Origin of the sequence: Rhodococcus sp. 15-649-2-2, from assembly GCF_002258645.1 — a bacterium.
GTDB lineage: Bacteria > Actinomycetota > Actinomycetes > Mycobacteriales > Mycobacteriaceae > Rhodococcoides.
In genome coordinates, this window is record NZ_NPFM01000016.1 from 13,010 (window position 1) to 37,907 (window position 24,898).

34 protein-coding genes are annotated in these 24,898 nt (G+C 63.3%); 20 read left to right on the forward strand and 14 right to left on the reverse strand.

What is annotated here, in order from left to right; all coding sequences use genetic code 11:
• Window positions 1-21: 21 nt before the first annotated feature.
• Window positions 22-540, reverse strand: a complete 519-nt coding sequence (locus tag CH305_RS07765) for a VOC family protein (RefSeq protein ID WP_094608867.1) — start codon at window positions 538-540, stop codon at window positions 22-24.
• 85 nt (window positions 541-625) lie between these two features.
• Here CH305_RS07765 and CH305_RS07770 point away from each other — a divergent pair, with 85 nt between their 5' ends.
• The 5 genes from CH305_RS07770 (at window position 626) to CH305_RS07790 (ending at window position 3,508) form a co-directional block, all read left to right on the forward strand.
• Window positions 626-1,078: a MarR family winged helix-turn-helix transcriptional regulator gene (locus tag CH305_RS07770; protein WP_094608868.1), complete on the forward strand. Its 453-nt coding sequence runs from the start codon at window positions 626-628 to the stop codon at window positions 1,076-1,078.
• Entirely contained in the window at window positions 1,075-1,797 is a 723-nt protein-coding gene (locus CH305_RS07775) for a pirin family protein (RefSeq protein ID WP_094703328.1), read from the forward strand. The genes CH305_RS07770 and CH305_RS07775 overlap by 4 nt, the downstream gene beginning before the upstream one ends.
• A gap of 29 nt (window positions 1,798-1,826) precedes the next feature.
• Entirely contained in the window at window positions 1,827-2,636 is an 810-nt protein-coding gene (locus CH305_RS07780) for an alpha/beta fold hydrolase (protein ID WP_037151983.1), read from the forward strand.
• A 63-nt stretch (window positions 2,637-2,699) separates the two neighbouring features.
• Window positions 2,700-3,287 carry a helix-turn-helix domain-containing protein gene (locus CH305_RS07785; protein ID WP_037151985.1) on the forward strand — a complete coding sequence of 196 codons (588 nt, stop codon included), beginning with the start codon at window positions 2,700-2,702 and terminating at the stop codon, window positions 3,285-3,287.
• 8 nt (window positions 3,288-3,295) lie between these two features.
• On the forward strand, window positions 3,296-3,508 hold the full coding sequence (locus tag CH305_RS07790) for a hypothetical protein (RefSeq protein WP_032402785.1): 213 nt from the start codon (window positions 3,296-3,298) through the stop codon (window positions 3,506-3,508).
• Window positions 3,509-3,518: 10 nt separating this feature from the next.
• On the opposite strand, the gene CH305_RS07795 is transcribed toward CH305_RS07790, so the two are convergent.
• From CH305_RS07795 to CH305_RS07805, 3 genes are all read right to left on the reverse strand, one after another.
• Window positions 3,519-4,004, reverse strand: coding sequence for a GNAT family N-acetyltransferase (locus CH305_RS07795; RefSeq protein WP_094703329.1), 486 nt, complete (start codon window positions 4,002-4,004; stop codon window positions 3,519-3,521).
• Complete coding sequence (locus tag CH305_RS07800; RefSeq protein WP_032402783.1) at window positions 4,004-4,945, reverse strand: DUF808 domain-containing protein; 942 nt, start codon at window positions 4,943-4,945, stop codon at window positions 4,004-4,006. Before CH305_RS07800 ends, CH305_RS07795 begins: the two co-directional genes overlap by 1 nt.
• Window positions 4,946-5,056: 111 nt before the next feature.
• Entirely contained in the window at window positions 5,057-6,220 is a 1,164-nt protein-coding gene (locus CH305_RS07805) for an NADH:flavin oxidoreductase/NADH oxidase (RefSeq protein WP_052058523.1), read from the reverse strand.
• Between the two features lie 174 nt (window positions 6,221-6,394).
• On the opposite strand from CH305_RS07805, the gene CH305_RS07810 reads away from it, so the two are divergent.
• On the forward strand, window positions 6,395-6,802 hold the full coding sequence (locus tag CH305_RS07810; protein WP_094703330.1) for a hypothetical protein: 408 nt from the start codon (window positions 6,395-6,397) through the stop codon (window positions 6,800-6,802).
• A complete protein-coding gene (locus CH305_RS07815; protein ID WP_032402782.1) occupies window positions 6,799-6,996 on the forward strand; it encodes a helix-turn-helix transcriptional regulator in 198 nt (65 codons plus the stop codon). The genes CH305_RS07810 and CH305_RS07815 overlap by 4 nt, the downstream gene beginning before the upstream one ends.
• A gap of 2 nt (window positions 6,997-6,998) precedes the next feature.
• Here the strand turns inward: CH305_RS07815 and CH305_RS07820 are convergent, their stop codons facing one another.
• From CH305_RS07820 to CH305_RS07845, 6 genes are all read right to left on the reverse strand, one after another.
• Window positions 6,999-7,973, reverse strand: a complete 975-nt coding sequence (locus tag CH305_RS07820) for a glycine betaine ABC transporter substrate-binding protein (RefSeq protein ID WP_094703331.1) — start codon at window positions 7,971-7,973, stop codon at window positions 6,999-7,001.
• The gene (locus tag CH305_RS07825; RefSeq protein ID WP_179278227.1) at window positions 7,970-8,707 is read right to left on the reverse strand and encodes an ABC transporter permease; all 738 of its coding nucleotides are present in this window, start codon (window positions 8,705-8,707) and stop codon (window positions 7,970-7,972) included. Before CH305_RS07825 ends, CH305_RS07820 begins: the two co-directional genes overlap by 4 nt.
• A complete protein-coding gene (locus tag CH305_RS07830; RefSeq protein ID WP_094703332.1) occupies window positions 8,704-9,912 on the reverse strand; it encodes an ABC transporter ATP-binding protein in 1,209 nt (402 codons plus the stop codon). The genes CH305_RS07825 and CH305_RS07830 overlap by 4 nt, the downstream gene beginning before the upstream one ends.
• Window positions 9,909-10,553: an ABC transporter permease gene (locus CH305_RS07835; protein ID WP_032378676.1), complete on the reverse strand. Its 645-nt coding sequence runs from the start codon at window positions 10,551-10,553 to the stop codon at window positions 9,909-9,911. Before CH305_RS07835 ends, CH305_RS07830 begins: the two co-directional genes overlap by 4 nt.
• A 183-nt stretch (window positions 10,554-10,736) precedes the next feature.
• On the reverse strand, window positions 10,737-11,963 hold the full coding sequence (locus CH305_RS07840; protein WP_032378677.1) for a pyridoxal phosphate-dependent aminotransferase: 1,227 nt from the start codon (window positions 11,961-11,963) through the stop codon (window positions 10,737-10,739).
• Complete coding sequence (locus CH305_RS07845; RefSeq protein ID WP_094703333.1) at window positions 11,960-12,901, reverse strand: DMT family transporter; 942 nt, start codon at window positions 12,899-12,901, stop codon at window positions 11,960-11,962. The genes CH305_RS07840 and CH305_RS07845 overlap by 4 nt, the downstream gene beginning before the upstream one ends.
• On the opposite strand from CH305_RS07845, the gene CH305_RS07850 reads away from it, so the two are divergent.
• Entirely contained in the window at window positions 12,900-14,294 is a 1,395-nt protein-coding gene (locus CH305_RS07850) for a PLP-dependent aminotransferase family protein (RefSeq protein WP_037151999.1), read from the forward strand. The two genes, CH305_RS07845 and CH305_RS07850, sit on opposite strands and share 2 nt — an antisense overlap.
• On the opposite strand, the gene CH305_RS07855 is transcribed toward CH305_RS07850, so the two are convergent.
• Window positions 14,287-14,574: a PLD nuclease N-terminal domain-containing protein gene (locus CH305_RS07855; RefSeq protein WP_037152001.1), complete on the reverse strand. Its 288-nt coding sequence runs from the start codon at window positions 14,572-14,574 to the stop codon at window positions 14,287-14,289. The genes CH305_RS07850 and CH305_RS07855 overlap by 8 nt on opposite strands.
• A 162-nt stretch (window positions 14,575-14,736) precedes the next feature.
• Between CH305_RS07855 and CH305_RS07860 the strand changes: the two genes are divergently transcribed.
• Both CH305_RS07860 and CH305_RS07865 read left to right on the forward strand, forming a co-directional pair.
• Window positions 14,737-15,360: a luciferase family protein gene (locus CH305_RS07860; protein WP_052058525.1), complete on the forward strand. Its 624-nt coding sequence runs from the start codon at window positions 14,737-14,739 to the stop codon at window positions 15,358-15,360.
• Between the two features lie 38 nt (window positions 15,361-15,398).
• The gene (locus tag CH305_RS07865) at window positions 15,399-15,860 is read left to right on the forward strand and encodes a DUF6194 family protein (protein ID WP_094703471.1); all 462 of its coding nucleotides are present in this window, start codon (window positions 15,399-15,401) and stop codon (window positions 15,858-15,860) included.
• On the opposite strand, the gene CH305_RS07870 is transcribed toward CH305_RS07865, so the two are convergent.
• From CH305_RS07870 to CH305_RS07880, 3 genes are read right to left on the reverse strand one after another with little or no spacing between them, the layout of a single operon-like run.
• Window positions 15,861-16,772, reverse strand: coding sequence for a transketolase family protein (locus tag CH305_RS07870; protein WP_094703334.1), 912 nt, complete (start codon window positions 16,770-16,772; stop codon window positions 15,861-15,863).
• A 1-nt stretch (window position 16,773) separates the two neighbouring features.
• Window positions 16,774-17,454 (reverse strand): thiamine pyrophosphate-dependent enzyme, encoded by a 681-nt coding sequence (locus tag CH305_RS07875; RefSeq protein WP_032402775.1) that lies wholly within the window; start codon window positions 17,452-17,454, stop codon window positions 16,774-16,776.
• A 48-nt stretch (window positions 17,455-17,502) separates the two neighbouring features.
• Window positions 17,503-18,096 carry a TIGR03086 family metal-binding protein gene (locus CH305_RS07880; protein ID WP_037152010.1) on the reverse strand — a complete coding sequence of 198 codons (594 nt, stop codon included), beginning with the start codon at window positions 18,094-18,096 and terminating at the stop codon, window positions 17,503-17,505.
• A 103-nt stretch (window positions 18,097-18,199) separates the two neighbouring features.
• Here CH305_RS07880 and CH305_RS07885 point away from each other — a divergent pair, with 103 nt between their 5' ends.
• From CH305_RS07885 to CH305_RS07925, 10 genes are all read left to right on the forward strand, one after another.
• Window positions 18,200-19,132 carry a YafY family protein gene (locus tag CH305_RS07885; protein ID WP_094703335.1) on the forward strand — a complete coding sequence of 311 codons (933 nt, stop codon included), beginning with the start codon at window positions 18,200-18,202 and terminating at the stop codon, window positions 19,130-19,132.
• 98 nt (window positions 19,133-19,230) lie between these two features.
• Window positions 19,231-19,371: a hypothetical protein gene (locus tag CH305_RS29010; protein ID WP_165430165.1), complete on the forward strand. Its 141-nt coding sequence runs from the start codon at window positions 19,231-19,233 to the stop codon at window positions 19,369-19,371.
• Between the two features lies 1 nt (window position 19,372).
• A complete protein-coding gene (locus tag CH305_RS07890) occupies window positions 19,373-19,744 on the forward strand; it encodes a VOC family protein (RefSeq protein WP_094703336.1) in 372 nt (123 codons plus the stop codon).
• Window positions 19,745-19,765: 21 nt separating this feature from the next.
• Entirely contained in the window at window positions 19,766-20,086 is a 321-nt protein-coding gene (locus CH305_RS07895; protein ID WP_094703337.1) for a hypothetical protein, read from the forward strand.
• Between the two features lies 1 nt (window position 20,087).
• A complete protein-coding gene (locus tag CH305_RS07900; RefSeq protein ID WP_052058527.1) occupies window positions 20,088-20,597 on the forward strand; it encodes a putative immunity protein in 510 nt (169 codons plus the stop codon).
• A gap of 39 nt (window positions 20,598-20,636) precedes the next feature.
• Window positions 20,637-20,972 (forward strand): hypothetical protein, encoded by a 336-nt coding sequence (locus CH305_RS07905; protein WP_094703338.1) that lies wholly within the window; start codon window positions 20,637-20,639, stop codon window positions 20,970-20,972.
• Window positions 20,973-20,989: 17 nt separating this feature from the next.
• Complete coding sequence (locus CH305_RS07910; RefSeq protein WP_094703339.1) at window positions 20,990-21,463, forward strand: N-acetyltransferase; 474 nt, start codon at window positions 20,990-20,992, stop codon at window positions 21,461-21,463.
• A gap of 9 nt (window positions 21,464-21,472) precedes the next feature.
• Entirely contained in the window at window positions 21,473-22,228 is a 756-nt protein-coding gene (locus tag CH305_RS07915; RefSeq protein ID WP_094703340.1) for a class I SAM-dependent methyltransferase, read from the forward strand.
• 158 nt (window positions 22,229-22,386) lie between these two features.
• The gene (locus CH305_RS07920) at window positions 22,387-22,671 is read left to right on the forward strand and encodes a DUF1490 family protein (RefSeq protein WP_027495086.1); all 285 of its coding nucleotides are present in this window, start codon (window positions 22,387-22,389) and stop codon (window positions 22,669-22,671) included.
• 18 nt (window positions 22,672-22,689) lie between these two features.
• Window positions 22,690-24,870 carry a cation-translocating P-type ATPase gene (locus tag CH305_RS07925; RefSeq protein ID WP_094703341.1) on the forward strand — a complete coding sequence of 727 codons (2,181 nt, stop codon included), beginning with the start codon at window positions 22,690-22,692 and terminating at the stop codon, window positions 24,868-24,870.
• The last annotated feature ends 28 nt before the right edge of the window (window positions 24,871-24,898 follow it).

Here is a 24,898-nt window from a genome sequence, read left to right on the forward strand (position 1 = left end):
ATCTCGAAAGTAGGTGTGATCTCAGAGAACGTGCGAGCCGTACATCTCACCGAGCGGATCGGCGATGAGTTCCAGCCGCGCACCGTCGGGGTCGCGGAAGTACAGCGAGACGTCACTGTGCTCGATCAACTCGATTCCGGCGTCGGTCAGCTTGGTGCGTAGGTGCTCCCAGCGGGTGGGCTCGACGCTGATGGCCACGTGGTGCAGTCCACCCAGAACCTCCGCGTACGGACCGACGTCGAGGCCCGGGAAGTCGAAGAAGGCCAACAGGTTGCTGTTGCCGATGTCGAAGAAGAAATGCGAGGAGCCCGGGTAGTCGCGGTTTTCGATGAGCTCGGTGAGCGGGAATTCGAGCAGGTCCTGGTAGAACCGCACCGTTGCTTCGACGTCGCTGCTGACCAACGCGGTGTGATGGAGTCCGCGGGCAGACGACGCGGGCCGCTCACCGGCCGGCTTCAGGTACTGCCCACGAATACGTTCTCGCTGCTCTTCGTGTTCCTGCGCTCGGCGTGTCTCTTCGGCAGTCAGTTCGTTGGTCATCGCTCCACCCTCCGGTCAAGTAGTTGCTTCGTCAACTACTGAGAACAGTACACCCGTTAGTTGCGTTGTCAACTAGCATGGAGACATGGATTCACCACGGTGGCTCGATACCGACGAACAGCGGGCCTGGCGCGCGTACCTCGACGCGACGCGGCTGCTGCTTCGCGACCTCGACAATCAACTCACACGCGACTCGGGAATCTCGTTCACCGACTTCGAGCTGCTGGTCGTTCTGTCGGAAGCACCCGACCGTCGCCGACGTATGAGCGAACTGGCAGACGCTGTCACCACGACTCGCAGCGGCGTCACCAGGGCCATCAGCCGACTCGTCGACAACGGCTGGGTCATTCGCGTCAAATGCGACGACGACAAGCGAGGAATGTCCGCCGAGCTCACCGAAGCAGGCATGAACACCCTCACCGCCGCCAGCCCGGGCCACGTCGAGACAGTGCGAGAGAACATGTTCGACCTGGTGGACCCGAACGATCTCGCGGCGCTGACCCGAACTTTCACAGCGATGCGGAACCACGCGTCGTGACCGTGACTCACATACCCGGTGAACAACGCCATCACTGGTGGAACGAGTGGCTCGACTCCAAGCAGTCTTTCCCCGCCACCGGCAACTACGACCTCGCGGCCAACGCGCATGGGCTGCTCATGGTGCACAACGAGGACACGGTGTTTCCGGGTGAAGGCTTCGACTCCCATCAGCACGAGAACATGGAGATCGTCACGTGGGTTCTGGAAGGGACGCTGAAACACACCGACTCCGAGGGTAATTCGGGGATCGTCTACCCAGGCTTGCTTCAACGCATGAGTGCCGGCACCGGCATTCGGCACACCGAACGCAACGCGTCGAGCCTGACCAGCCGAGAGAAGTTGCGCGTCGTACAGATGTGGATTCCACCCGACACCGACGGACGGGTGCCCTCGTACGAGGAGCTTGATGTGCGCGACGAGTTGGCATCCGGCGAGCTGGTGCCGGTGGCGTCCGGGATGCCGGGCCGCGGCGGCGTTCGGATCGGTAACCGCTACGCAACGCTGCATGTCGCTCGACTCGAACCCGGGGAGTCCGTCACCGTTCCCGACGCGCCGTTCGGTCACGTCTTCATGGCCGACGGTTCCGCGGCGTTCGAGGACGTAGGCGACCTCGCCCAAGGTGACGCGGTTCGACTGACCGGTACCGGCGGACACCGCGTGACAGCATCGACTGCGAGCGAGATCCTGATCTGGGAAATGCACGCCGAGTTCGCCTGACCGAGTTCTTCTGACACGGGAGATTCACCATGCCGACAGTGGTCACCGACGACTCCGTCACCCTGAGCTATATCGACGAGGGCACCGGCCCGGTCGTGGTGCTCATCGCCGGCTTCTGTGCGCCCGCGACCACATGGGCGTTGCAGCAGAAGGCGTTGGTGGCGGCCGGGTATCGCGTGCTGGCTCTCGACCGACGCGGCCATGGGGCATCGGAAGCACCGGCCCACGGCGCATCCATGGAGCGGCACGGGCGCGATGTCGCACACTTCCTGGCAGCGTTGGGCGTCGACGAGGCCGTATTGATCGGCGGGTCGATGGGAGCGAGCACCGTCTGGTCCTACATCTCGCAATTCGGCACCGACCACGTACGGGCTGTCGTGTCGGTGGATCAGACACCGAAGATGGTCAACAGCGCAGACTGGCCGAACGGCTTCTACGGACTTACCGAAGAGAATCGAAAGACATTCTTCGACAACGGAATACCCGACACCGGCCATGGCCGGCCCCAATGGAAGTCCATTCCGTCACTGCTGAGGCTCGTTGTCGCACTACGGACGATGCCGAAGATGGCGTCGCCCGACACCCCACCGATGAAGGCGCTGCTCGCCGATCACGCAGCCCAGGATTGGCGCGCAACCATTGCCGGTACCGACAGACCGTTCCTGATGGTCGCCGCGCGCGACAGTCAGTTCTGGCCTGCTGCACACGCTTCCGAGTCGGTGGAGCTGAATCCGCTCGGTCGATCGGTGGTCTTGGAGAACTGCGGTCACGCCGCGAACATGGACCGGCCGAACGAGTTCGATAGCGCGATGCTGGAGTTCCTCGACTCGATCGCGTGAGTTACGAGTGTCCAGATCCGAAAGAACTATTGCGAAATATTTCTTTCGGGCTATGGTTGGTGCATGAGCCCACCACCACCGCCCCGGACGCCGCGGAAGCTGACGGACATGTCCGAGCTGAAAGCACTGACGCATCCCATTCGGCTGCGCCTGCTCTACGCGTTGCGCGCCAACAAGTCGATGACGGCAACCCAGCTCGGCGATCTGGTGGACGAGTCACCCGCCTCGGTCAGCTATCACCTGCGAAAACTCGCCGAGCACGGGTTCGTGAAGGAGGTCGAGAACGGCTCGGACAAGCGCCAGCGTTGGTGGTCGGAGGCCAACGAGGAGGGCTTCAGCTGGTCCGAGAACGACTTCTCCGATTCGCCCGAGTCCCTGTCGGTTGCCAAGGCGTCCAAGGACTCCTGGTTAGCGCACCAGTGGTCTCGCCTTCGTGACTTCGATCGGACGTCCGAGTCCTGGGGTCCGGAATGGGTGTCGGCGGCGTTCAGCTCCGACGACGTACTGCGGCTCACCGCCGAAGAGACGAAACAGATGGGCACGGAGATGCGTGCCGTCATCGACAAATGGCGTCGACACGGCGAGAACGCGACCTCGGGAGAGCGTGAGCACGTCATGGTTCTGATGCACGGATTCCCCACTACACCATAGGAGTTGGCATGTATCCGTTCGATCCGCACACGTACCTCTTCATGGCCAGGCAGGATCGCGATCGACATCTGCTTCTGGCCGAGCGCCGCAGACTCGCTGCTGCGCAAAAGCGCCTTCGCCGAGACGAACTCCGCGTTCAGAGGGCGTGGGACGAGTTGACGGCATCGCTCGCCGATGTCTCCATGTCCGAGCGACGGGTCCTCGAGTTGGCTCGACGGTGACGAAAGCCGTTCAGAAGAGCTGCTTTTCGAGCCACACCTCGGCGTAGGGGTCTGCGTTGAACGCCGGTACCTCCCGATAGCCGAGCTTGGAGTACAGGCCCCGCGCCTCGATCAGGTCTGCTCGGGTATCCAATCGTATTGTCGTACGGCGTGATTCGCGGACGCACCCTTCGATGAACTCGACGATCGACGCGCCCACACCGTTTCCACGGGTGCGCGAATACACGAAGACCCGTGTCAGTTCTGCGACGCTGTCGGACACGAAACGTACACCCCCACAGCCGACCACCTCCGACCCCAAATACGCGACAACGAACACGCCCGAATCTTCGGTGAGGTCGTCGCTCGGCTCGTCGACCATTGCTCCACGCACTTCGATGTCCGACGCCTCCCGGCCGTGGAAGCGTCCGACCACGTCGGCGTAGTAGCGATACAGGATCTCCGACGCCGGTTCCGACGATGGATGAACTACGGCGAACGTAGCCGGTACCGCCACTACTTCGCGGCAGCCCGCTTGACGAGCGCCTTCGAGATTCCCAGCTGTGCAACCACGATGATGCAACCGACGATCGCACCGATGATCGCCGACGCGAGAGTATTGACGATCCACGCCAACACTCCGCCGATGCCGGCGACGCCGCGCACCGCTTCTTCGCCGTGGTGCACGAGCTCGTAGATGGGGTGGAAGCCGAGCTCGTCGATGCCCACGAGCAAGATGTGTCCGCCGACCCACAACATTGCGGCGGTGCCGACGACCGACAGCACCGACATGACCTTGGGCATGCCCTTGACCAGACCCCGGCCGAACTTCTCGACGAACCCGGTGGAACCGTCGGCCAGTTTCAGACCGATGTCGTCCATCTTGACGATCAACGCAACGACGCCGTAGACGACGATCGTGATGACCACGGCGACGACCGCCAGGATGATCAATCGGCTCCAGAAGCCCTCACCGGCAATGGTGTCCAGCGCGATGACCATGATCTCGGCGGACAGGATCAAGTCGGTCCGCACCGCACCGGAGACAACACTGTCCTCGTCGCGCGGCTCGTCCTCGGCGGCGGCGTGATCGTCACCGTGACCGAACAGAGCGCCCCAGATCTTGTGCGCCGCCTCGTAGCTGAGGTAACAACCGCCGAGCATCAGAATCGGCGTCAACAGCCAAGGCAAGAACTGACTCAACAACAGGGCGATCGGCAGAATGATCAGCAGCTTGTTGCGAAGCGAGCCGACAGCGATGCGCTTGATGATGGGGAGTTCACGTTCGGCCGCGAGACCGCGAACGTACTGCGGCGTCACCGCCGCATCGTCGATCACGACACCGGCCGCTTTGGCCGTCGCCTTCCCGGTCGCCGCACCGACATCGTCGATGGACGCGGCAGCCAGGCGCGCCAGCGCTGCCACGTCGTCGAGCAGAGCTACGAGTCCGCCGGCCATCACAAACCTCCGCGTCGATACGAGAACACCACTGGGCTCCTCATGATGCGAGCCCTTGGAACCCTACCGTCCACAGATGGTCTGTGATCGCCGTCCGGCCTCCCCTGACTGCTACGCGATCTTGCGCTCCTGCTCGACCTCCACGACCTTCGCCGGCGGCAGTCCGATGCTGGGGTCGTGTCCCCGGAAGTTCTTCAGCCACCAGCTCCAGTCCTCGGGCACCAGTGAGAACGGGTCACCGTGGCCCAGCTCGCGCGCTGCCCACACCGGCCAGTGCGGGTTGGCCAGCGCCGGACGACCGAGCAACACGACGTCGATCTTGCCGTCACGGATCACGGCATCCGCGTTTTCGGGCACCCCCAGATTCCAGCTGCAGGTCACGGGGATATCCAGCTCGCGCTTGACACGCGCAGCCCGCTCGACCATGAACCCCATGTCACCGAAAGGCGGGTCCACCATGTCGTCGGTATTGAAGCCCAGGCTCACATCGGCCATGTCCAGGCCGTGTTCCTTCATCCATCCGATGGCGATCATGGATTCGTCGAACTGAACCCCGTCGGGGTGGTGGTCGTCCGAGCCCAACCGCATGGTGAGGGGGTACTTCTCCGGCCACACCTCACGCACCGCGTCGAGCGCCTCCAGGTGGAACCGTGCCCGGTTCTCCAGGCTTCCGCCGTACTGGTCGGTGCGCTGGTTCGCCAGTGGGGAGAAGAAGCTTGCCCCGAGATAGCCATGGGCGTAGTGCATCTCCAGCCATTCGTAGCCGGCTTCCGCAGCACGGACAGCTGCGTCGGCGTAGCTCTGGTGGATCGCCTTGATCTCGGGCACGGTGAGTTCGTGGACGGGGAACGAGTGGTCGCCGCCGTAGGGAATCGCCGACGGTGCAACACACTCCCAGCCGTCGGGATGGTCTGCCGGGAGCTGATGTCCGCCCTGCCACGGTGGGACCTCGCTGCCCTTGCGTCCGGTGTGACCCAGCTGAATGGCCGGGACCGATCCCATGTCCTTGATCATCGCCGTCACGCGTGCGTGACCCTCGATCTGGTCGTCGTCGTAGATCCCGGCGCAGCCAGGAGTCGTGCGACCGTCCGGCGTGATCGCAACTTGTTCCGGAAACACCATCCCGAATCCGCCTGCCGCGCGCGCACCGAGATACATCAGGTGAAAGTCGTTCATCTTCCCGTCGACGGAGCGATACATCGTCATCGGCGACATGGCGATTCGGTTTCGAAGCGTCACGCCTTTGAGCGTGAACGGGCTGAAGAGATCCGGCATGACAGTGGTCCTTTCCTTCGGTACCACTACCTCATCACCTGGCACGTTTCGACCGACTACACCGATGCTGCACGTCGGTGACAGTTTTCTCACCGTCTCGCTTACCTGAGTGTGAGGCCCGATGTATGGTTTCCTATACGTATAGCGAACTATACCTACGATCGGAGCATTCAGGTGACACTCAAATGGATATCGGTCGCCGCTGTCGGCCTCGCCACTGCCTCGGCGACGGCATTACTGGCCTGGCTGGTCTCGCCCGTCGCCCCAGGAGTCGCGGCGGTGGTGTTCGGATTCACCGCGCTACCGTTCGGGGCGATGCTGGGCTGGATACTGATCATTGCACCGGTCACTGCCGACCAGACTTACACTTCGGGTGACAGCATCGAAAGCCATTGGACCACGGCGGCGTCCAGCGGCACCGCCACCGATCTTGTGACCGTCCTCGGCCTGACTCTGGCGGTGGTGGCCATTACCCGCGTCGATCCCCCGGCAACTCTGCTGCTGACGGGTCTGTTGCTGGCTGCGTTCGCATCGTTCACCGGCCGGTATGCGTTCGCGCGCTACCGAGCCCTGTCCGAATGAGGAACGACGTTCGACGGCGTCGCACCGAGAAGGGTTGGTCTCAAAGCGAACTGGCCGAACGGATCGACGTCACCCGCCTGACGATCATCTCCATCGAGAAGGAGCGATTCGACCCGAGCCTGCCCGTCGCCTTTCGCCTCGCCGCGGCTTTCGACTGCACCATCGAGCAGCTCTTCGAGCCGGATCCGAGCTGAGGTCAGTCCACGAGCCCCTCGCTCTGCAGCCACTCGTATGCGACGTCCGACGGATCCTCGCCTTCGATATCGACCCGCCCGTTCAGCTCCTGCATCAGGTCGTCGGTCAAACGCCCCGACACCACCGCCAGCAGATCGGCGATCTCGGGATGCTGCTCCAGCACCGCATTGCGTACCACAGCGGTGCCGCTGTACGGCAGGAAGAATGCGCGATCATCTTGCAGCACGGTCAGATTCAGGTTCTTTATCCGACCGTCGGTGGTATAAACCATACCGAAATTGCAGGGCGAACTGTCTGCGGTCGACGTGTACACGACACCGGCGTCCATGCGGGTGACGTTACTGGACGGCACCCCACCCGGCGCGTTCAGTCCGATCCCGTACGTGTCGAGCATCGGGCCGAAACCGTCCGAACGAGAGAAGAATTCGTCATCGACGCAGAATGTTCGGTCGGCCTCCGGGAGCTTCGCGACATCGGACAGAGTGGCGACGCCGAGTCGCTCGACGGTGGCGGCAGATGCCGCGAACGCGTACGTGTCGTTGAAGTTGGCCGGAGGTAGCCAGTCGAGGTCGTACTCACTCTTCTCGATGTCACGAACGCGCTCCCACAACTCCTGCGGATCGCTGATCGTCTCGGTCTGGCTGTGATAATTGACCCAGCCGGTGCCGGTGTACTCCCACAGGATGTCTGCGTCGCCGTTGAGCTGCGCCTGTCTCGACGACGCCGACCCCGGCGCACCGGTCAAGTCGGTCACCTTCGCGCCCGCGGCGGCAAGGTATGTGGCCGTTATCTTCCCGAGGAGCACGCCCTCGGTGAAACTCTTGCTCGTCACCACCAGAGACGCGCCGTCGAGCGGCCTCGCACCGTCCGTAAGCGTGGTGCTCTCGAACGTTCCCGACGAGCTCACCAGACCGCAGCTAGCCAACGAGCCGGCGAGCGCCACAGCTCCAGCGGCGGCGAACAGACGGCGAATCATGCCACTCCTCTTGGGGTCGCCAACAATTCGACCACACGGCCGAGCCAGTCGATGATCAGTGCCAGCAGTGCAACGAGAACGGCACCGGAGATGAGCAACTTCGGCAAGAAGAGCGTTGTGCCCGTCGTGATGAGCGTGCCGAGGCTGGACGCCCCGATGAACGTGCTCAACGTGGCGGTTCCGACCAGGATGACCAGCGCGGTGCGCACGCCGTTGAGGATCACCGGCACCGCCAGGGGAAGTTCCACCTGCACCAGGGTGCGAATCCCGGAGAACCCGATGCCGCGGGCCGCCTCGATCGTTCGCTGATCGACCTGCTGTATCCCGACGATCGTGTTCTGAAGGATCGGCAGAATTGCGTAGACGACCAAACCCACTACAGCGGTGCGGAATCCGGTTCCGAGCCACATCGTCAGCAGCACGATCAGACCGACTGCCGGAGCGGCCTGACCGATGTTGGCGAAGTTGACGGCCACCGGCCGAAGGTTCTTCGCTCTGTCCCGAGTGAGCAAAATGCCCAACGGTATTGCGATGACGACGACGATCACCGTGGCCGTCAACGTCAGAACGATGTGATCGACGATAGTGGTCTTCAGGTTGTCCCAGCCGAGCGATGCTTGTTCGGTGATGGTCAGTGTCGTCGATCGATACCACAGGATGTAGCCGAGTCCGAGTACCACGATGACGATCGGCTCGAACCACACATCCAACGGGGCACGGCGCAGTCGATTCATGTTGCTGCGCCTTCGGTATGGGCCGAGTACGTGACGTGGCCGTCGCCGGATCGAGCGTCCGAGAGCTGCCCCCGGATGACGGCCATGACGGTGGCAATCGTCAATGCGCCGGTCACGGCACCTCGGCCGTCGGTGACGAGTACGCCGCCCTGACTAGCGGCCAACATCGAATCGAGAGCGTCGTTGAGCGTCGACGACGGTGCGACGGTGGGCAATCGCTCGTCGACGTAGTCGGTGATGCGGTCCTTGGTGGCCACTTCGTCGAGAGACGGCCAGGCTCGGGGGCGGCCGTGTTCGTCGATGACGACGATCCAGGTGGCACCCTGCGCTCGTGCGCGCGCGATGACCTCCTGCGAATTGTCGCCGACCTTGGCGGTTACAACCGAATCGTGTTGCACGTCTTTGACCCTGGACAGTGTCAGGTGCGCCAGAGTGGCTCCTGAGCCGATGAATTCCTCGACGAACGGACTGGCCGGCTTGGCCAGGATTTCTTCCGGAGTCGCGTACTGCTCGATGTGACCACCCTCGGACAGAATCAATACCTTGTCGCCCAACTTCGTCGCTTCCTCGAAGTCGTGAGTGACGATGACGATCGTCTTCGCGAGCTCGTGCTGGATGGCAATGAGGCTGTCCTGTAGCCGAACCCTGGTGATCGGGTCCACTGCGCCGAAGGGCTCGTCCATCAACAGAACCGGCGGATCGGCAGCGAGCGCTCTCGCTACACCCACACGCTGTTGCTGTCCGCCCGACATGTCCTTGGGTAGGCGATCGCGGAAGTCGGAGACGTCGAGCCCCACCAGATCGAGCAGGTAGTCGGTTCTCTCCTCGATCTTCTTCGCGTCCCAACCCAGGACGCGCGGAATGGCTCCGACGTTCTTGGCGACCGACCAGTGCGGGAAGAGTCCGCCGGACTGGATGACGTACCCGATGGACTGGCGAAGCTTGTCCGGGTCCTCGCCGGTCACGTCACGGTCACCGATGAAGATACGGCCCTCGGTCGGTTCGATCAGTCGGTTGATCATCTTGAGCGTCGTCGTCTTACCGCAGCCGGACGGTCCCACGAACGCCACGATATGGCCGGCCTCGATCTCGAGGTCGATCTTCTGCACTGCCGGCTTGTTCTGACCCTTGTACTGCTTGACCACACCGTCGAGGCGAATGGAGGCACCGGTGACCGTCGGTCCGCCGGTCGTGTTGTCCGTCATGACAATCCCTTCGAGATGGTGAGGCGCCCGAGGAGGACGAGCAGGGCGTCGAACACCAGGGCGATGACGACGATGAGGACTGTTCCGGTCACTGCCATCTCGACGGAATTGGTCCCGCCCAGTCTCGACAGGCCGTTGAAGATGAGCGAACCGAGGCCGGGTCCGAGCACGTACGCGACGATGGCCGCGACGCCGACAACCATCTGCGTCGAGACGCGAATGCCGGTGAGAATGACCGGCCATGCCATGGGCAGCGAGACGGACACGAGGATGCGGCTGCGCGAGAAACCGATTCCCTTCGCGGACTCGATCACGGTGTCGGGGACGCCGCGCAGTCCGACGATGGCGTTACCGATCACGGGCATGGCCGCGAAGAACGCGAGCATGATGAACGAGGGCACTACCCCGAGGCCGAACGGCACGATGAGCAACGCGAGCAACGCCAAAGACGGAATCGTCAGCGCTACTCGGCTGGTCGTCAGCGTCAACGCCGAGAACAGCGGAAGACGATGGACTGCGATTGCGATGAGCACAGCCACGACCGTGCCCACCAGAACCGTCTGAAACGCCAGCGACGCATGTTGATAGGTCAGAAACGCGAGGGATTCACCCCGCCCCTGCAGATAACCCCATAGATCCACGAATTCCCTCTCGCCCGGCAGATCGGACGACGAGCGTAACCCGCATTTCCCGGGCCGAGTCGGGAAATATCACCGGCCCACCGGGCACCAAAGGCCGTGTAGGACATCGATCAGGGGCTTTATCTGCATGAACGACCCCGTGCACTACCCGGCACGGATTTAAAATCAGCTCGAGCAGAAGTCCTACTGCGAATACGAGCTGAGAAAATTGCCGAGACGTTCGAGCGCAGTGGCGAGATCGTCGACGTTGGGCAGAGTGACGAGTCGGAAATGATCGGGCACATCCCAATTGAAGGCACGGCCGTGACTGACGAGAATCTTTTCCGACTCGAGGAGGTCGAGTACGAACTTCTCGTCGTCGACGATCCCGAAACGGTCGGTGTCGAGTTTCGGGAACATGTACAGCGCACCCGCTGCCTGCACGCAGCTGATTCCGTCGATCGAGTTGAGCATGCGATGCGCGAGGTCACGTTGCGCGGTCAGCCGCCCGGCCGGAAGGAGGAGATCTTCGATCGACTGCCTGCCGCCGAGCGCAGTCTGTATTGCGTGCTGTGCCGGTACGTTTGCGCACATCCGCATGTTGGACAGCAGGGTGATGCCCTCGATGAAACTGGCCGCACGTCGACGCGGCCCGGTGACCGCCAACCATCCGGCCCGAAATCCACACACCCGGTACGCCTTCGAGAGACCCGAATACGTCAAGCACAGAACATCTTTGCCGGTCAGAGTGGCGAGATTCGTCATCTCTGCACCGTCGTAGACGATCTTCTCGTAGATCTCGTCGGCGAGCAGTATCAGATCGTGCTCACGCGCCAGTTCGACGAACCGCTGGAGTGCCTCGCGCGGATACACCGCCCCCGTCGGGTTGTTCGGGTTGATCACCACGATCGCGCGGGTGCGAGGGGTGATCTTGGCTTCGAGATCCTCGAAGTCCGGGGCCCAGTCCTGACTCTCGTCGGCCAGGTAGTGGACGGGTGTGCCACCGGCGAGCGCCACCGATCCCGTCCACAGCGGGTAATCGGGCGACGGAATCAGAATCTCGTCCTCCGGGTTGCACAGAGCCTGCATCGTCATCGTGATCAGCTCGGAGACCCCGTTGCCGAGGTAGACGTTGCCGACGTCGAGATCCAGATCGGTCAATCCCTTGGTCTGGTAGTACTGCACCACCGCGGTGCGGGCGGAGAACAGGCCTCTGGAATCCGAGTAGCCCTGTGCCGTGGGCAGATTTCGGATCATGGCCATCATGATCTCGTCCGGTGCCTCGAACCCGAAGGGCGCAGGATTGCCGACGTTGAGGCGCAGGATGGTGTGTCCCTGCTCCTCGAGCTCCTCGGTCTTGTCCAGAATGCGTCCACGAATGTCGTAGCGAACATTCTCGAGCTTGCGCGCCTGATCGATCGATTTCGTCATTCCGAAAGTTCCTCCTGTCGAACGGACGGCGACATCCGGGTCCGGACCGCCACTGTTGCACATGCGATGACCGCCGCTCCACCCCCGACCACCGGCCACGTCAACCCCTCGCGCAGGATGATCGCGGCCCAGCAGATGGTGAGCACCGGTTGGATCAGCTGAATCTGGCTCACGCTCGACATGGGGCCGATGGCCAGGCCCCGATACCAGGCGAAGAACCCGAGGTACATGCTCACCACCGCCAGGTAGGCGAACGATGCCCACTCGGGTGCACCTGCTGTCGACGGCTGCTCCCACCATGAGAAAGCGGCCAACGCACCGGTCACCGGAACGCTCACCACAAGAGCCCACGAGACCGTCTGCCAGGCCCCGAGTTCGCGGGCCAGCAAGCCCCCTTCGGCGTAGCCCACCGCCGCTGCGACAACCGCCCCGAGGAGCAACAGGTCCGACCACCCGAGCCCGGTCGGCCGGCCGCCCCGAACGGCCGCAAATCCGATCGCGACGGCAGCGCCCACGGCGGCCACCAGCCAGAACATCGGCCGGACTCGTTGTCGTTCTCGTACTACCGCGACAACGGCGGTGGCCGCCGGGAGCAGTGCGATGACGACGGCGCTGTGACCGGCGGATGCCGTGGTGAGGGCATACGAGGTGAGTACCGGAAAGCCGATGACGACACCGGCCGCGATCACGGCCAGCCGACCCCACTGTCCACCCTGGGGGAGCCGTTGTCTCGTCGCTGCCAGCGCAACTGCCGCCAATGCGGCGGCGAACACGGCGCGCCCGGTACCGACGAAGAGCGGTGATAGGCCTCCGGTGACGGCGATGCGAGTGAGCGGAACGGTGAACGAGAATGCAGTGACGCCTGCCAAGCCCCACAACAATCCGGCGCGCGATAGCGGGCTCGCACCGGAACGAGTAGCGCTACTATGCTGTGTCATGTCCGACGATAGCAGTTCACGGATTGTGGACGCATTGAAGCAGTGGATCGCGACCGCGCCCCCCGAGGCGAAGCTGCCGTCCACCCGCTCCCTGGTGGCCCAGCATTCGGCCAGTCCGGTCACCGTGCAGAAGGCGTTGCGCACCCTCACCGCGCAAGGCGTCATCGAAAGCCGCCCTGGTGTCGGCACATTCGTCAGAACCGTACGTACGGCGCGGCCCAACGACTACGGGTGGCAGACGGCGGCACTGGGAGCGCCGGGCAACCGACTGCAACTTCCGGCCGCCCTACAGTCCACGTCGAGCGATGTGATCGCACTGCATTCGGGCTATCCGGCTCGGGAGCTGTTGCCGGAGAGACTCGTTCACGCTGCATTCACTCGCGCATCCCGCACCGACGCGGTGATAGCTCGGCCCCCGACCGCCGGACTGCCCGAATTGCGGGCGTGGTTCGCAGCGGAGTTGGGGGCCTCCACGCCGCTGGGCGTCACTCCGCCGTCGGCGAGCGATGTCGTCATCATTCCCGGCAGCCAGACCGGCCTCAGTACCGCATTCCGGGCGCTCGTCGGCGCAGGCCGTCCGCTACTGATGGAATCGCCGACGTATTGGGGCGCGATTCTCGCTGCCACCCAGGCGGGCGTTCGCGTGGTACCGGTCCCCAGCGGAGTGCACGGTCCTGACCCCGATGCTCTGGCACAGGCGTTCGCGCGCACCGGCTCTCGGGCGTTCTATGCCCAACCCACGTTTGCCAGCCCGACCGGAGCCCATTGGTCGCCTGCGCTCGGCGAGCAGGTTCTCGACACTGTGCGACGGCACGGCGCATTCCTGATCGAGGACGACTCGGCCCACGATTTCGGTATCACTGCCGAGCCGAATCCATTGGCGGCACGGGACGACGCCGGGCATGTGGTGTACCTACGATCGCTCACCAAGACGGTGTCGCCGTCGGTTCGATTGGCAGGCTTGATCGCTCGCGGCCCCGCACACGAGCGAATCCTCGCAGACACCGGTGCCGAGTCGATGTACGTCAGCGGGATCCTGCAAACAGTCGCGCTGGACGTGGTGACGCAACCCGCCTGGCGTACCCATCTCCGGCATCTGCGCACACAATTGGCCTCTAGACGGGACTTGTTGGCGAACAGCCTGATCGAGTTCGCACCTCGCGGCCATCTCGATGCTGTGCCGCGCGGTGGGCTCAATCTGTGGATGCGCCTGCGCGACGACGTCGATCTGGAACAGATTGTGCAGCAATGCAAATCCGCCGGTGTCATCGTGGGGGCCGGAAGCGATTACTTTCCGGCCGAACCCACCGGCAAGTACCTTCGACTCAACTATGCCGGCCCCAACCCCGGCGAGTTCCCCGATGCTGCGCGCACGATCGGTTCCATCATCTGAGGCTGTGGGAAACATCCACGGCGAAGGTCGACTTGCGACCCCACACGAACCAGACCAGGGGACCGAGGAAGGGAAACGCCAGTACGACGAAGATCCACACTGCCCGCCCGGCGACGGTGTAGTTGGGGGAACGCATGATGCTGATCAGCGCGGCGATGAACAAGAACACCGCACCGAACGTCAGCACCAGAGCGATCACCAGGCCCAGGGTTCCCAATCCCACACCGAGCACCTGCTCGGTGGTCGACGGTTGCTGAGAAAGAAATGTTGCGACCTGCATGATGGTCCCTTCGCATTCGATGTTTCGTTGACCTGACCAACGCTACGAGTCGGTATTCGTCTGCACATCGGTCTGTGCGGGTATCTCGCTGTACATCCGACGATGTACGCGGCCCTGACGAACACCAACCAGCTGGATCGACCCAGCAGCTAGATTGACCCGGTGAAGAAGGTCAAGAACGACTACACCGCGTGGATGGAACTGGGGCCGGGAGGACTTCCCGCCAATGTCGGTGGCTGGCTGATCACCACCGCACTGAGACCATTTGCGCGACGCGACGCACTTCGTGTCGACGGTACATCCGGTACCGGTCTCCACTGGCAGCTCGAACGTCGCCCTGGACCACGGCCGACGATCGCGCCGTACCCGATTCCCCATCGCCAGCTCAACGATCGGGGTACCAGTGCTCTGATCGAGCGGCTGATTGCTGCCGTCACCGCCGAGGCGTCGTCGGATGGACCGTTTCATCTGGAGCGCAGTCGATTCGAGCGTAGAGGGGAGGCGCTGTATCTATCCGATCTCCGTTCTGCTTCGCCCTGGATATCCCGAACCAAAGGCGAAATCGTGCACGTACACGAGACCGAAGGTTCGTTGCACGTCGTACTGCAACCGGACGATGCGCAGACCGTCATATCCGCGGGGTGGGGTGAACTGCACCCGCTGGCAGGACGCCCCGTGTTCGGACTACCCGAGACTTACGTCTTCCTGTACGCACCGAGAGATTCCGACGACGCCGATCGAATCGAATCGATCATCCATCGCGCGACAGCGACTTCGACGAGGTGACTCTGGGCAAGAGCGGCCGAACATGTGACCATCGATTCATGACACTCGACGACATCGTCAATCTGGTCGGCAGCTTCGACGGCACGTTGGCGCAGCGGCCTCGGGAGGGTGATGGGACTCCGGAACTCGCATGGGGCGATGTGTTCTTCTACTACTCGCCGGACGGGACTGTTCCGTCGTCCATCCAGCCGTTCGCGACCATCGTGACGAAGAACTATCCGGGTGACGAGTTGTCCCGGCTGGACCGGCCCGACGCGTTCCGTGTCAATGTCGTTGCGGGAAAGCAGGAGTTCGAACGCCTACTGGGAGTGCCCCCACGCGAAGCAGCTCACGCACCCCAGGCCAACACCGACGACACCCTTGCCGCCCACCCTCACTACGGCACTGCGGGCTGGTTGTCGGTGGTCAACCCGTCTTCGCGGACCGAATCCCAGATTGGGGAACTCCTCGAGTCTGCTCACCGCGTCGCCAAGGCCAGGTACGAGCGCCGCCAACACTGATCACTCGAAGAAGTCGTCCATCGACCGGGACAGCCCCTCGATGTCGAGGCTGTTGGCTCGGTCGTGTTGGGCCACCGTTCCGTACTTCCTACGCTCTCCAGGCTTCACACCGATCCCCAGCACTCGATGCCGTATGTCCGCCACCGCTCGATCGATATGCGGCACAGAGGTTCCCGCAAGATAGGGCTCGACGATCATGACGTCCGGCGCTATCAGCGTCTCTCGGAGAGTTGTACCGTCGAACGGCCTTATCGTCGAGGTGTGCAGCACGGTGACGTCACGTCCACGGGCCGCGGCCAGGACCCGGTCCGTCATCGGACCGACCGAGATCACAGTGCCGCAATTACCCTGTTGCAGAACGGCCATCGAACCTCCGGGTCGACCGTACGAATGATCGTTCGAGACACCGTCGAGCCTGATGTAGACGCGATCGTCGGATGCAGCCGCACCGCGCAGCATCCATTCGACCTCGTCGACGTGCCCGGGCACGTGCACCGTCCACCCGTCCAGGGTGTCGAGTAGTGCGACATCGCGTTGGCCGAAGTGCGTCTCACCGCCCTGTGGCCACCCGTAGGAGCCGCCCGAGCTGACCAGGATCGCGCCGACATCCTGATGTCCCAGATCGAGTTTCACATGCTCGAAGGGCCGCTCGATCAGAAACGGTGGGAAAGTGTGCACGATCGGACGCAAGCCCGCGAGCGCCATACCGCCCGCGACACCGATCATCGCCTGCTCTCGAATACCCACGTTGACCACCCGCGATCGGATGTCAGGAGTGAGGTGCGGCTCGAGATAGGCAACACCGATCTCGGCCAACACCAACACGATTCGCTCGTCCTGCGCCAACAGCTCCGGCACCAGACGGTAGAAGTGTTCGCGCTGATCCGCGGTCCTGTTCAGCGTCGACGTCATTTCAGTTCTCCTTCTTCTCCACGTGGGCGACCACCACGTGGGGCCGGTCGCCGTGATCGATGCGAAACGCCTGCTGGAGCGCACTGTGGTCTCGGCCGTCTACGTCGGATGTCGACCACCCCTCGACAGCGAAGCGCGAGGCGATGCCACCTGGCCAACCCAGGCCGGCCGAATCGTTGTCGATCACCACAGTGGTCAGGTTTCCCAGCTGCGATCGCCCGGCGAATTGGATGGCCTCCATGTTGCTGCCCTCGTCGAGCTCGGCGTCACCGATCAGTACGAACACCCGGGCCTCGCTCCGCTGGATCTGCAGCGCCACAGCAGTTCCAGCAGCCAACGCCAGACCATGACCGAGCGACCCCGATCCGATGTCGACCCCGGGAATCAGCGTGCGGTCCGGATGATTGCCGAGCGGTGAGTGGTAGCTGCCGAACGACGCGAGCTCGGTCGGCGAGAGGAACCCCCGCGCGGCGAGCACCGCGTAATACGCCATCGGGCCGTGTCCCTTGGAGAGGTAGAACCTGTCGCGATCTGGGTCATCCGGTTTGGCCGCGTCGAGACGAAGAATGTCGGAGTACAGCACCCACAGCACGTCCAACGTGGATGTGGCGCTCACACCGTGCTTTTCGTCGCCGGTCATCAGCGTCATGAGTTTGGGCAACTCGTCGAAGGTCATCTGCATGAGACCCACCCTGCAACCTCGAGTGCACTCGAGGTCAAGGGCATCGTGCTACACCCAACCGTCCGACGACCGGCCCGCGAAGTTCGCCAGGCGTTCCAACGGCCCTGCCTCAGAACGGGGTTCCACGATGGGCCCGAAGGGGACTCCCGGAACCCGACTCTCCGCCGGAAGCAGTGCTCGAAGTTCCACGGCTACCGGATCGACGAGCGCAGGGTCGGCATGGGCCGGTTGCCCCGTCGCAACAGCAAGATCCCATCCGTGCACCAGTAACTCCCGCGAATAGCCCCAGACAGCCGATCGCCCTGGGACTTCACCCCACGGAACGACGACAGGGGCGTCGAGTGCCGCGTCGTCGGCCCAGGCCGCGCGCGCCTGCTCCACCAGAGTGTCGAACGATGCGGCGTCGTGATCAGGAGAGAACGGCGAGACCGAGTCCGGGCTACCCAGTTCGGCGATCGCGATCAGCCTGGCCACCGTAGCGACGAGGTGACCGGCCAGAGTCCGGACATCGAACTCGTCGCATGGGGTGGGAAGGTCCAGTTGGTCGGCGCGCACCCCTGCGAGCAGGCCGCTCACCCAGGCAGCGGAAGTGAAGTACACCTCGCGCGGGTCAGTCTGCTGTGTGGTCTCGATGGTGTCCATTGTTGAGCCTTCCGTTCCGCGGCCGCCTGGTGTGGCCTGCTGAGTAGAAGTAAATCGGCTGAACATGACATCTTCTGTCATGTTTCGGTGAGAGACTTTTCGAGTGCGCGCAGACCGGCTGTTGTCCATCGTCATGCTGCTCCAACACCGGGGCAGGCTGAATGCTGCCGACATAGCCGCCCAGCTCGAGGTGTCCACGCGCACCGTATTGCGCGACATAGAAGCGTTGTCCTCGGCGGGCATACCGGTCTACACCGATCGCGGTCGCGGTGGTGGCATCAGTCTGCTGCCCGGCTATCGGACCGAGCTGACCGGTCTGACGGCCGCCGAGGCGACGGCATTGCTCGCTTCCGGCGCGGGACGCGTCGCCACCCCGGCGTTCGCGAGCGCGATGCGCAAGGTTGTCGCCGCGATACCCGACGCCCACCGAGCGGCGGCAAGCACTGCGTCACAACGAATCCTGGTACGGCCCGACGGTTTCGCGTTTCCCCACGAATCCGAGGTCCATCTACCGGAATTGCAGCAAGCCGTCATCGACGGTGTGCGGATACGGATGTCGTACCGAAACCGCGGCGGCGAGTTGTCCGACCGAACCCTGGACCCAGTAGGGCTCGTCTACGCCGGCGAGCATTGGTACCTGCTCGCCGCCCGAGAGGGAAACGAACGTGTCTATCGAGTATCGCGCATCGATACCCTGACCGTCCTCGACGAGGCCGCCCATCGCAGCGCCGCCGTGGATCTGGAGGCGGCATTCACGGCGCATCGGACATCCTTTCGCGCAAGTTTGGCCCACATCGAAGTCACGTGCCTCGTAGAGGGCTCGGCATGGATCTCGTTGACCAAGAACGTCGTTCGAGTGATCAGCGATCAAGTGCAGGACGACGGACGACGCCTCGCAGTCATCGAGTTCTCCGGGCACAATCACGCTGTGGGAGCCCTGTGGCAGTGTGCGCCTGCCGTAACAGTGCTGCAGCCGAGCTCAATTCGAGACGAACTGGCTCAACGCGCGACGGCAACAGCGCAGTTGTATCGCTGAAATTTCGGAGACGAGAGTGTATGACCAAGTAATTACCATTGCGAATAGTCTGGTGGTTTCGTAGGGTGGACGCGACTCCGAACATTCAGGACGGCGCTATGGCTTTCAATCCACCCCGAACGTGGTTCGGTCCGAAACGGTACGGCTGGGGAATCAGCCCGCACACGTGGGAGGGCTGGCTACTCCTGGCCATCTTCGTGATCGTCGTCATCACGCTGGGAGCCACCGTATTCTCGTGACATGTCGCGCCCACACCTCGACGTAGCAGGGATATCCATCGACTGCCCCGAGCCGGGGGAGCTCGCTCGCTTCTACCTCGCGCTTCTGGGCGGAACGTTGTTGTGGGAGAACACGTCGAGCTCGGGGATTCGCACGCAGTCTGGCCTCAACATCGTTGCGCAGAAGGTGGCGAACTACATCCCGCCCACGTGGCCGTCGGCGTCCATCGTGCACTTCGATCTCGCTGCGAGAGTGAGCCTCGGCGAATCCGTCGCTCATGCAGTCGAATGTGGGGCAACAGAAGCAGCGCAGCAGCCCGACCCGCGATGGCGAGTTCTCCTCGACCCCGCCGGCCACCCCTTCTGCATCACCACGGAGGTGTACGACGGTTGACGAGGGCAATAGCCTGAGACGGTGCGCAATCTCGTCATCCTCCTGCTTCTGTTCGGATTCGTCATCGGATTGGCTCCACTTGCCTGGTACTCGATAGGTGAAATGACCACAAACACGAGCGGCGTCGTGTATTCGGGTGGCTACGAGCCTCTGAACGGTGTCACGACGAGCGACGAATTCGTGAACGCGATGAACAAGTCGTTCGACCGACGAACCCAAGGCCTATCGACGCTGTGGCTGTACCTGGTCCCCATTGCCAGCGCGACACTCGGCGCACTGACCGGATTGGTTCTCGGACGATTCGGATTCATGTTGAACCGCAACCGGACCCGAGGGTCCTGAGGTGGGCGAATCCGCTGAAGTGGAGCTGAGTCTCGACGACATTCGACGAGTGACGGCCTTCGCAGCGGCCTGTGCCCGACGCGCATTGCCGATCTACGAGCTGGCCCGCCCCAACGATTCGCGTCCAGGCTTGGCAATCGACGGTGCTGAGGCGTTTTTCGAGTCCGGCGAGCGAACTGGAGCGCTACGCAAGCTCGCCTGGGACGCGCACAAGGCCGCCCGCGAGGTGCCGGCATCTGCGGCCACGGACGCCGCACTGTCCGCAATGCACGCCGCCGGTGCCGCATTTCTCCATCCGTTGTACAGCCCCCATCAGGTCAAGCACATTCTCGGTTCTGCCGTGCATCTGATGCTGACGGACTCCAATGCTGTTGCAGAACAGATGGAATGGATCCAAGATCGAGCCGACGCGACCGTGCGTTCGGTCTTGCGCCGCTTTCCAGCACCGGCCACCGGGCGCACGAGTTTCGGCACACTTCTCACTCAACTCGATGCCGAATTGCGACGCTGACGCGTTGTCGGGATCGAACGGCAGTGACAGCATGGAGGCATGAACGATCGTCAACGTCGTTGGACCCGGTACCTGCTCGGCATCTGGCTGGCCTTGCTCGTATTTTCAGCGATCGCCGATATCGTGTCCGAACCGTCGATGTGGAACTGGTCGAAGCTGGTAGTTCTGGCGGTAGCGGCCCCGTGGCTCTGGTACCGGCACGGACGGTCCTGGCTCGCGCCCAACAAGACTGCTCCCGAGGCCATCCCAGCCGAGGATGTCGACGCGGTGGTCGCAGAATCCGGCAGAACCATCGAAGCCATTCGTTCGCTGCGTGAAATGCATCCCGGTCTCGGTTTGCTCGATGCCAAAAAGCTTGTTCTACCAGAAAATTGACACCTCGAGGAGTCGATATGTCCGGCATACGTGACGTCAGAGATTCCGACGGGCTCTTCGAGGCCGCGAACCTGTTGGTCGATTTCAATCGCGAGTACGACGACCCGGCACCCGAGCCCGAATGGCTTGTGGCCCATTTGAACAGGCTGGTCACATCCGGTGACACCAGCGTGCTGACTTTCGGGACCCCCGCGATCGGTGTTGCGGTTCTTCGATTCCGGACCGGAACGTGGAGCGCCGACATCGAGGCCTATCTCGCAGAGTTCTACATTCAGCCAGTCCATCGTGGGAAAGGCTACGGCACAACCTTTCTCGACGACGTCATCGAGCACGCACGCGGCAGGGGCGCCACCTACATGGACCTCAACACCTCGGAAGACGACGAGGCAGCGCGCCACGTCTACGAGAAGCGCGGATTCGACTGCCACGAAGGACGCGGCGATGGACCCAAGGCTCTCTATTACGAGCTCGAGCTCGAATCAGACGGGTAACGTGACCTCATGGTTAGCCGAGATAACAGCTCGACGTCGTTCGGGACCGCCGCCGAGGTGTACGAATCTGCTCGTCCCGAATACCCGTCGGACGCAGTCGCGTGGATGTTGGAGCCCACCCTCGCGTCCGATCGTCGTCCACGGGTCGCCGACGTCGGTGCCGGCACGGGCAAGCTCACGCGAAACATCGTTGCCGCTGGCTGCGACTCCATTGCCGTCGACCCTGATCCCGCCATGCTCGATGCCCTGCGCATCGCGGTACCGCGTGTCCCGACCCTGGTCGGTACAGCCGAGTCCCTCCCGATAGACGTAGAGAGTCTCGATGGATTGCTGCTCGGACAGGCCTGGCACTGGGTCGATCCGGCGGCCGCGTCACGCGAGATCGGACGGGTCCTGCGTCCTGGCGGTGTGCTTGGTTTGATCTGGAACATTCGCGACGAGTCACAGGCCTGGGTTCGACGCCTCAACTCCGTGGTCTCGCGCGGCGGAGCGATGGCCATGTTCGACGACGGTCCGCCGCCGATAGCGGAGCCCTTCGATCATCTCGAAGAGCGACGATGGGCGTGGTCTCGCACGGTGAACCGACCGCTGCTGACCGACCTGGTTCGATCGCGCAGTTTCTACATCACCGCGACGGCCGACGAGCGCAACGGCATAGATCAGAATCTCGCCACCTTGTTCGACGAGCTAGGGCTGCATGGGTCTACAACTATCGACCTGCCTTATGTGACCAGAGCTTTCCGCTCCACAAGGCCGAACCGATGACATTTACCTTGATCGAGGTGTATGCGAGTGGCTGGCCCAACGACACTCCGGCCCGATCGACGTGTGGGTGGCCGTGCGCCCCGCAAGTCGCCTCAGCCAACCGAAACGAATATGATTCTCAATAAGTGGTTACCGGATCGATCCCGAGGAGTTCAATCATGGCGTTTCCGATCATCGTCGCGAAAGCAGTATCGACGGTCGTGACGGGTGCAGTCGGCGTCGCCGCGTACAACGGTGCCAAGAAGCTGTACGAGAAGGCCCCCGTCCGCAAGGCTGCGGTGTCGGCCACCGAGCTCGGTCTACGCGCAGCGCGCAAGGCCGAGGTTCACGCGGAATCGGCCCGACTGGCCGTATCCGACGTCGTCGCCGAGGCCCGAGACCGAATCGGCGAAGAGGTTCAGCCGCCCACGGCCTCCGATGCGGGCCACGGCCACGCGCACTGACCGCGACTGCTCCCGACTATGACGACGCTCGCCGAACGACCCGCCGACATCGACGCGACACACGCAGACGGCATCGACATCCTCTCCGACGCTGCCGGCCGCATTCGCCTCCGCGTCGACTGGCTCCGCTCCAGCCCGGGCCGTGCCGTTGCGGTCGAGGACCACGTGGACAAGATCCGCGGAGTGCGCGCCGTTCACGCGTACCCCCGGACGGCGTCGGTCGTCATCTGGTACTCCCGCACACGCATCGACAGGACCGAACTCTTCGACGCGGTGAAGGCCGGGCGCTCGACGAATTGGGCCCTGGTACCGGTCCGTAGTCCGCGCTCAGCGGACGTCACCAGCGGCGACGTCCTGCGGATGACCATCGGCGGCGCGGCACTGGTCCTTCTCGGCCTTCGCCGCTACGCGTTCCGTCGGCCGCCGATCCTCGGTCCCACCAGTCGTCTCGTTGCCACCGGCGCAACGATCTTCACCGGCTACCCGTTCCTCAAGGGAGCCGTGCGCTCGCTGGCCGGCAACAGGACGGCAGGAACCGACGCGCTCGTCAGCGCCGCAACCGTGGCCAGCCTCGTGCTGCGCGAGAACGTCGTCGCCCTCACCGTGCTGTGGCTCCTGAACATCGGCGAGTACCTGCAGGAATTGACCCTCAAGCGAACTCGACGCGCGATCTCCGATCTGTTGACCGGCACACAGGACACCGCCTGGATCAGGCTGCCCGACGGCTCCGAGATCTCCGTCGACGTCGATCGACTCGAGATCGGCGACGAGGTCGTCGTGCACGACCACGTGGGCGTTCCCGTCGACGGCACCGTGGTCGACGGTGACGCGGTGGTGGATCAGTCCGCGATCACCGGCGAGACCTTACCGGTGTCGATCGTCGCCGGAGACCGTATTCATGCGGGATCCGTCGTCGTCCGTGGCCGCCTCGTCGTGCGTGCCTCCGCCGTCGGTCGCGACACCACGATCGGCCGCATCATCTCTCGCGTCGAGGAGGCGCAGGAGGATCGTGCACCGATTCAGACTGTGGGAGAAAATTTCTCCCGACGCTTCGTCCCCGCATCCTTCATCCTCTCGGCGCTGACTCTCGTCGTCACCCGCGATGTTCGACGTGCCATGACGATGCTGCTCGTGGCATGTCCGTGTGCGGTCGGGTTGTCCACGCCGACCGCCATCAGCGCAGCGATCGGAAACGGTGCTCGCAGAGGCATTCTCATCAAGGGCGGATCGCACCTCGAACAGGCCGGCAGGGTCGACGCCTTCGTGTTCGACAAGACCGGAACCCTCACGGTCGGACGCCCAGTGGTGACCAATGTCGTGTCGTTCCAGGACGATTGGGAACCGGAGCAGGTGCTGGCCTACGCCGCGAGTTCCGAGATCCACTCTCGACATCCTCTGGCAGAGGCTGTCATTCGAAGTACCGAGGAACGGCACATCGTCATCCCTCCGCACGAGGAGTGCGAGGTGATCGTCGGACTCGGCATGCGGACCGTCGCAGATGGACGGACGCTGCTCCTGGGCAGTCCATCTCTCCTGCGCAGCGAGGACGTCGCGGTGTCCGAGGATGCGCAGCAATGGGTTTCGCGGCTGCAGGACGAGGCCGAGACTCCGCTGCTGTTGGCCGTCGACGGGGTACTCGTCGGCTTGATCAGTCTCCGGGACGAAGTCCGTACCAATGCATCCGCCGTTCTGAACGCGCTCCGAGCCGACGGTGTCGAACGCATCATCATGCTCACCGGCGACCACCCGAAGACGGCGGCGGCGGTCGCCGCGGAACTCGGTATCACCGAATGGCGGGCCGAAGTGATGCCGGACGAAAAGCTCGAAGCCGTCCGAGAACTGCAGGACGCAGGCTATGTCGTGGCGATGGTCGGTGACGGCACCAACGATGCCCCTGCTCTGGCTGTGGCGGACATCGGAATCGCCATGGGATTGGCGGGCACCGACGTTGCCGTCGAGACCGCGGACGTGGCACTGGCGAGCGACGATCTTTCTCGACTGCTCGACGTGCGTGACCTCGGCCGGCACTCGGTGTCGGTCATCCGGCAGAACTACGGAATGTCCATTGCTGTCAACGCTCTCGGCTTGGCGGTCAGCGCCGGTGGTGCGCTGTCACCTGTCCTCGCAGCAATCCTGCACAACGCCTCGTCGGTCGCGGTGGTAGGCAACAGCTCGCGATTGATCCGGTATCGCCTCTGATCAGTAGCGCCCGAACGCCAGGGCAACG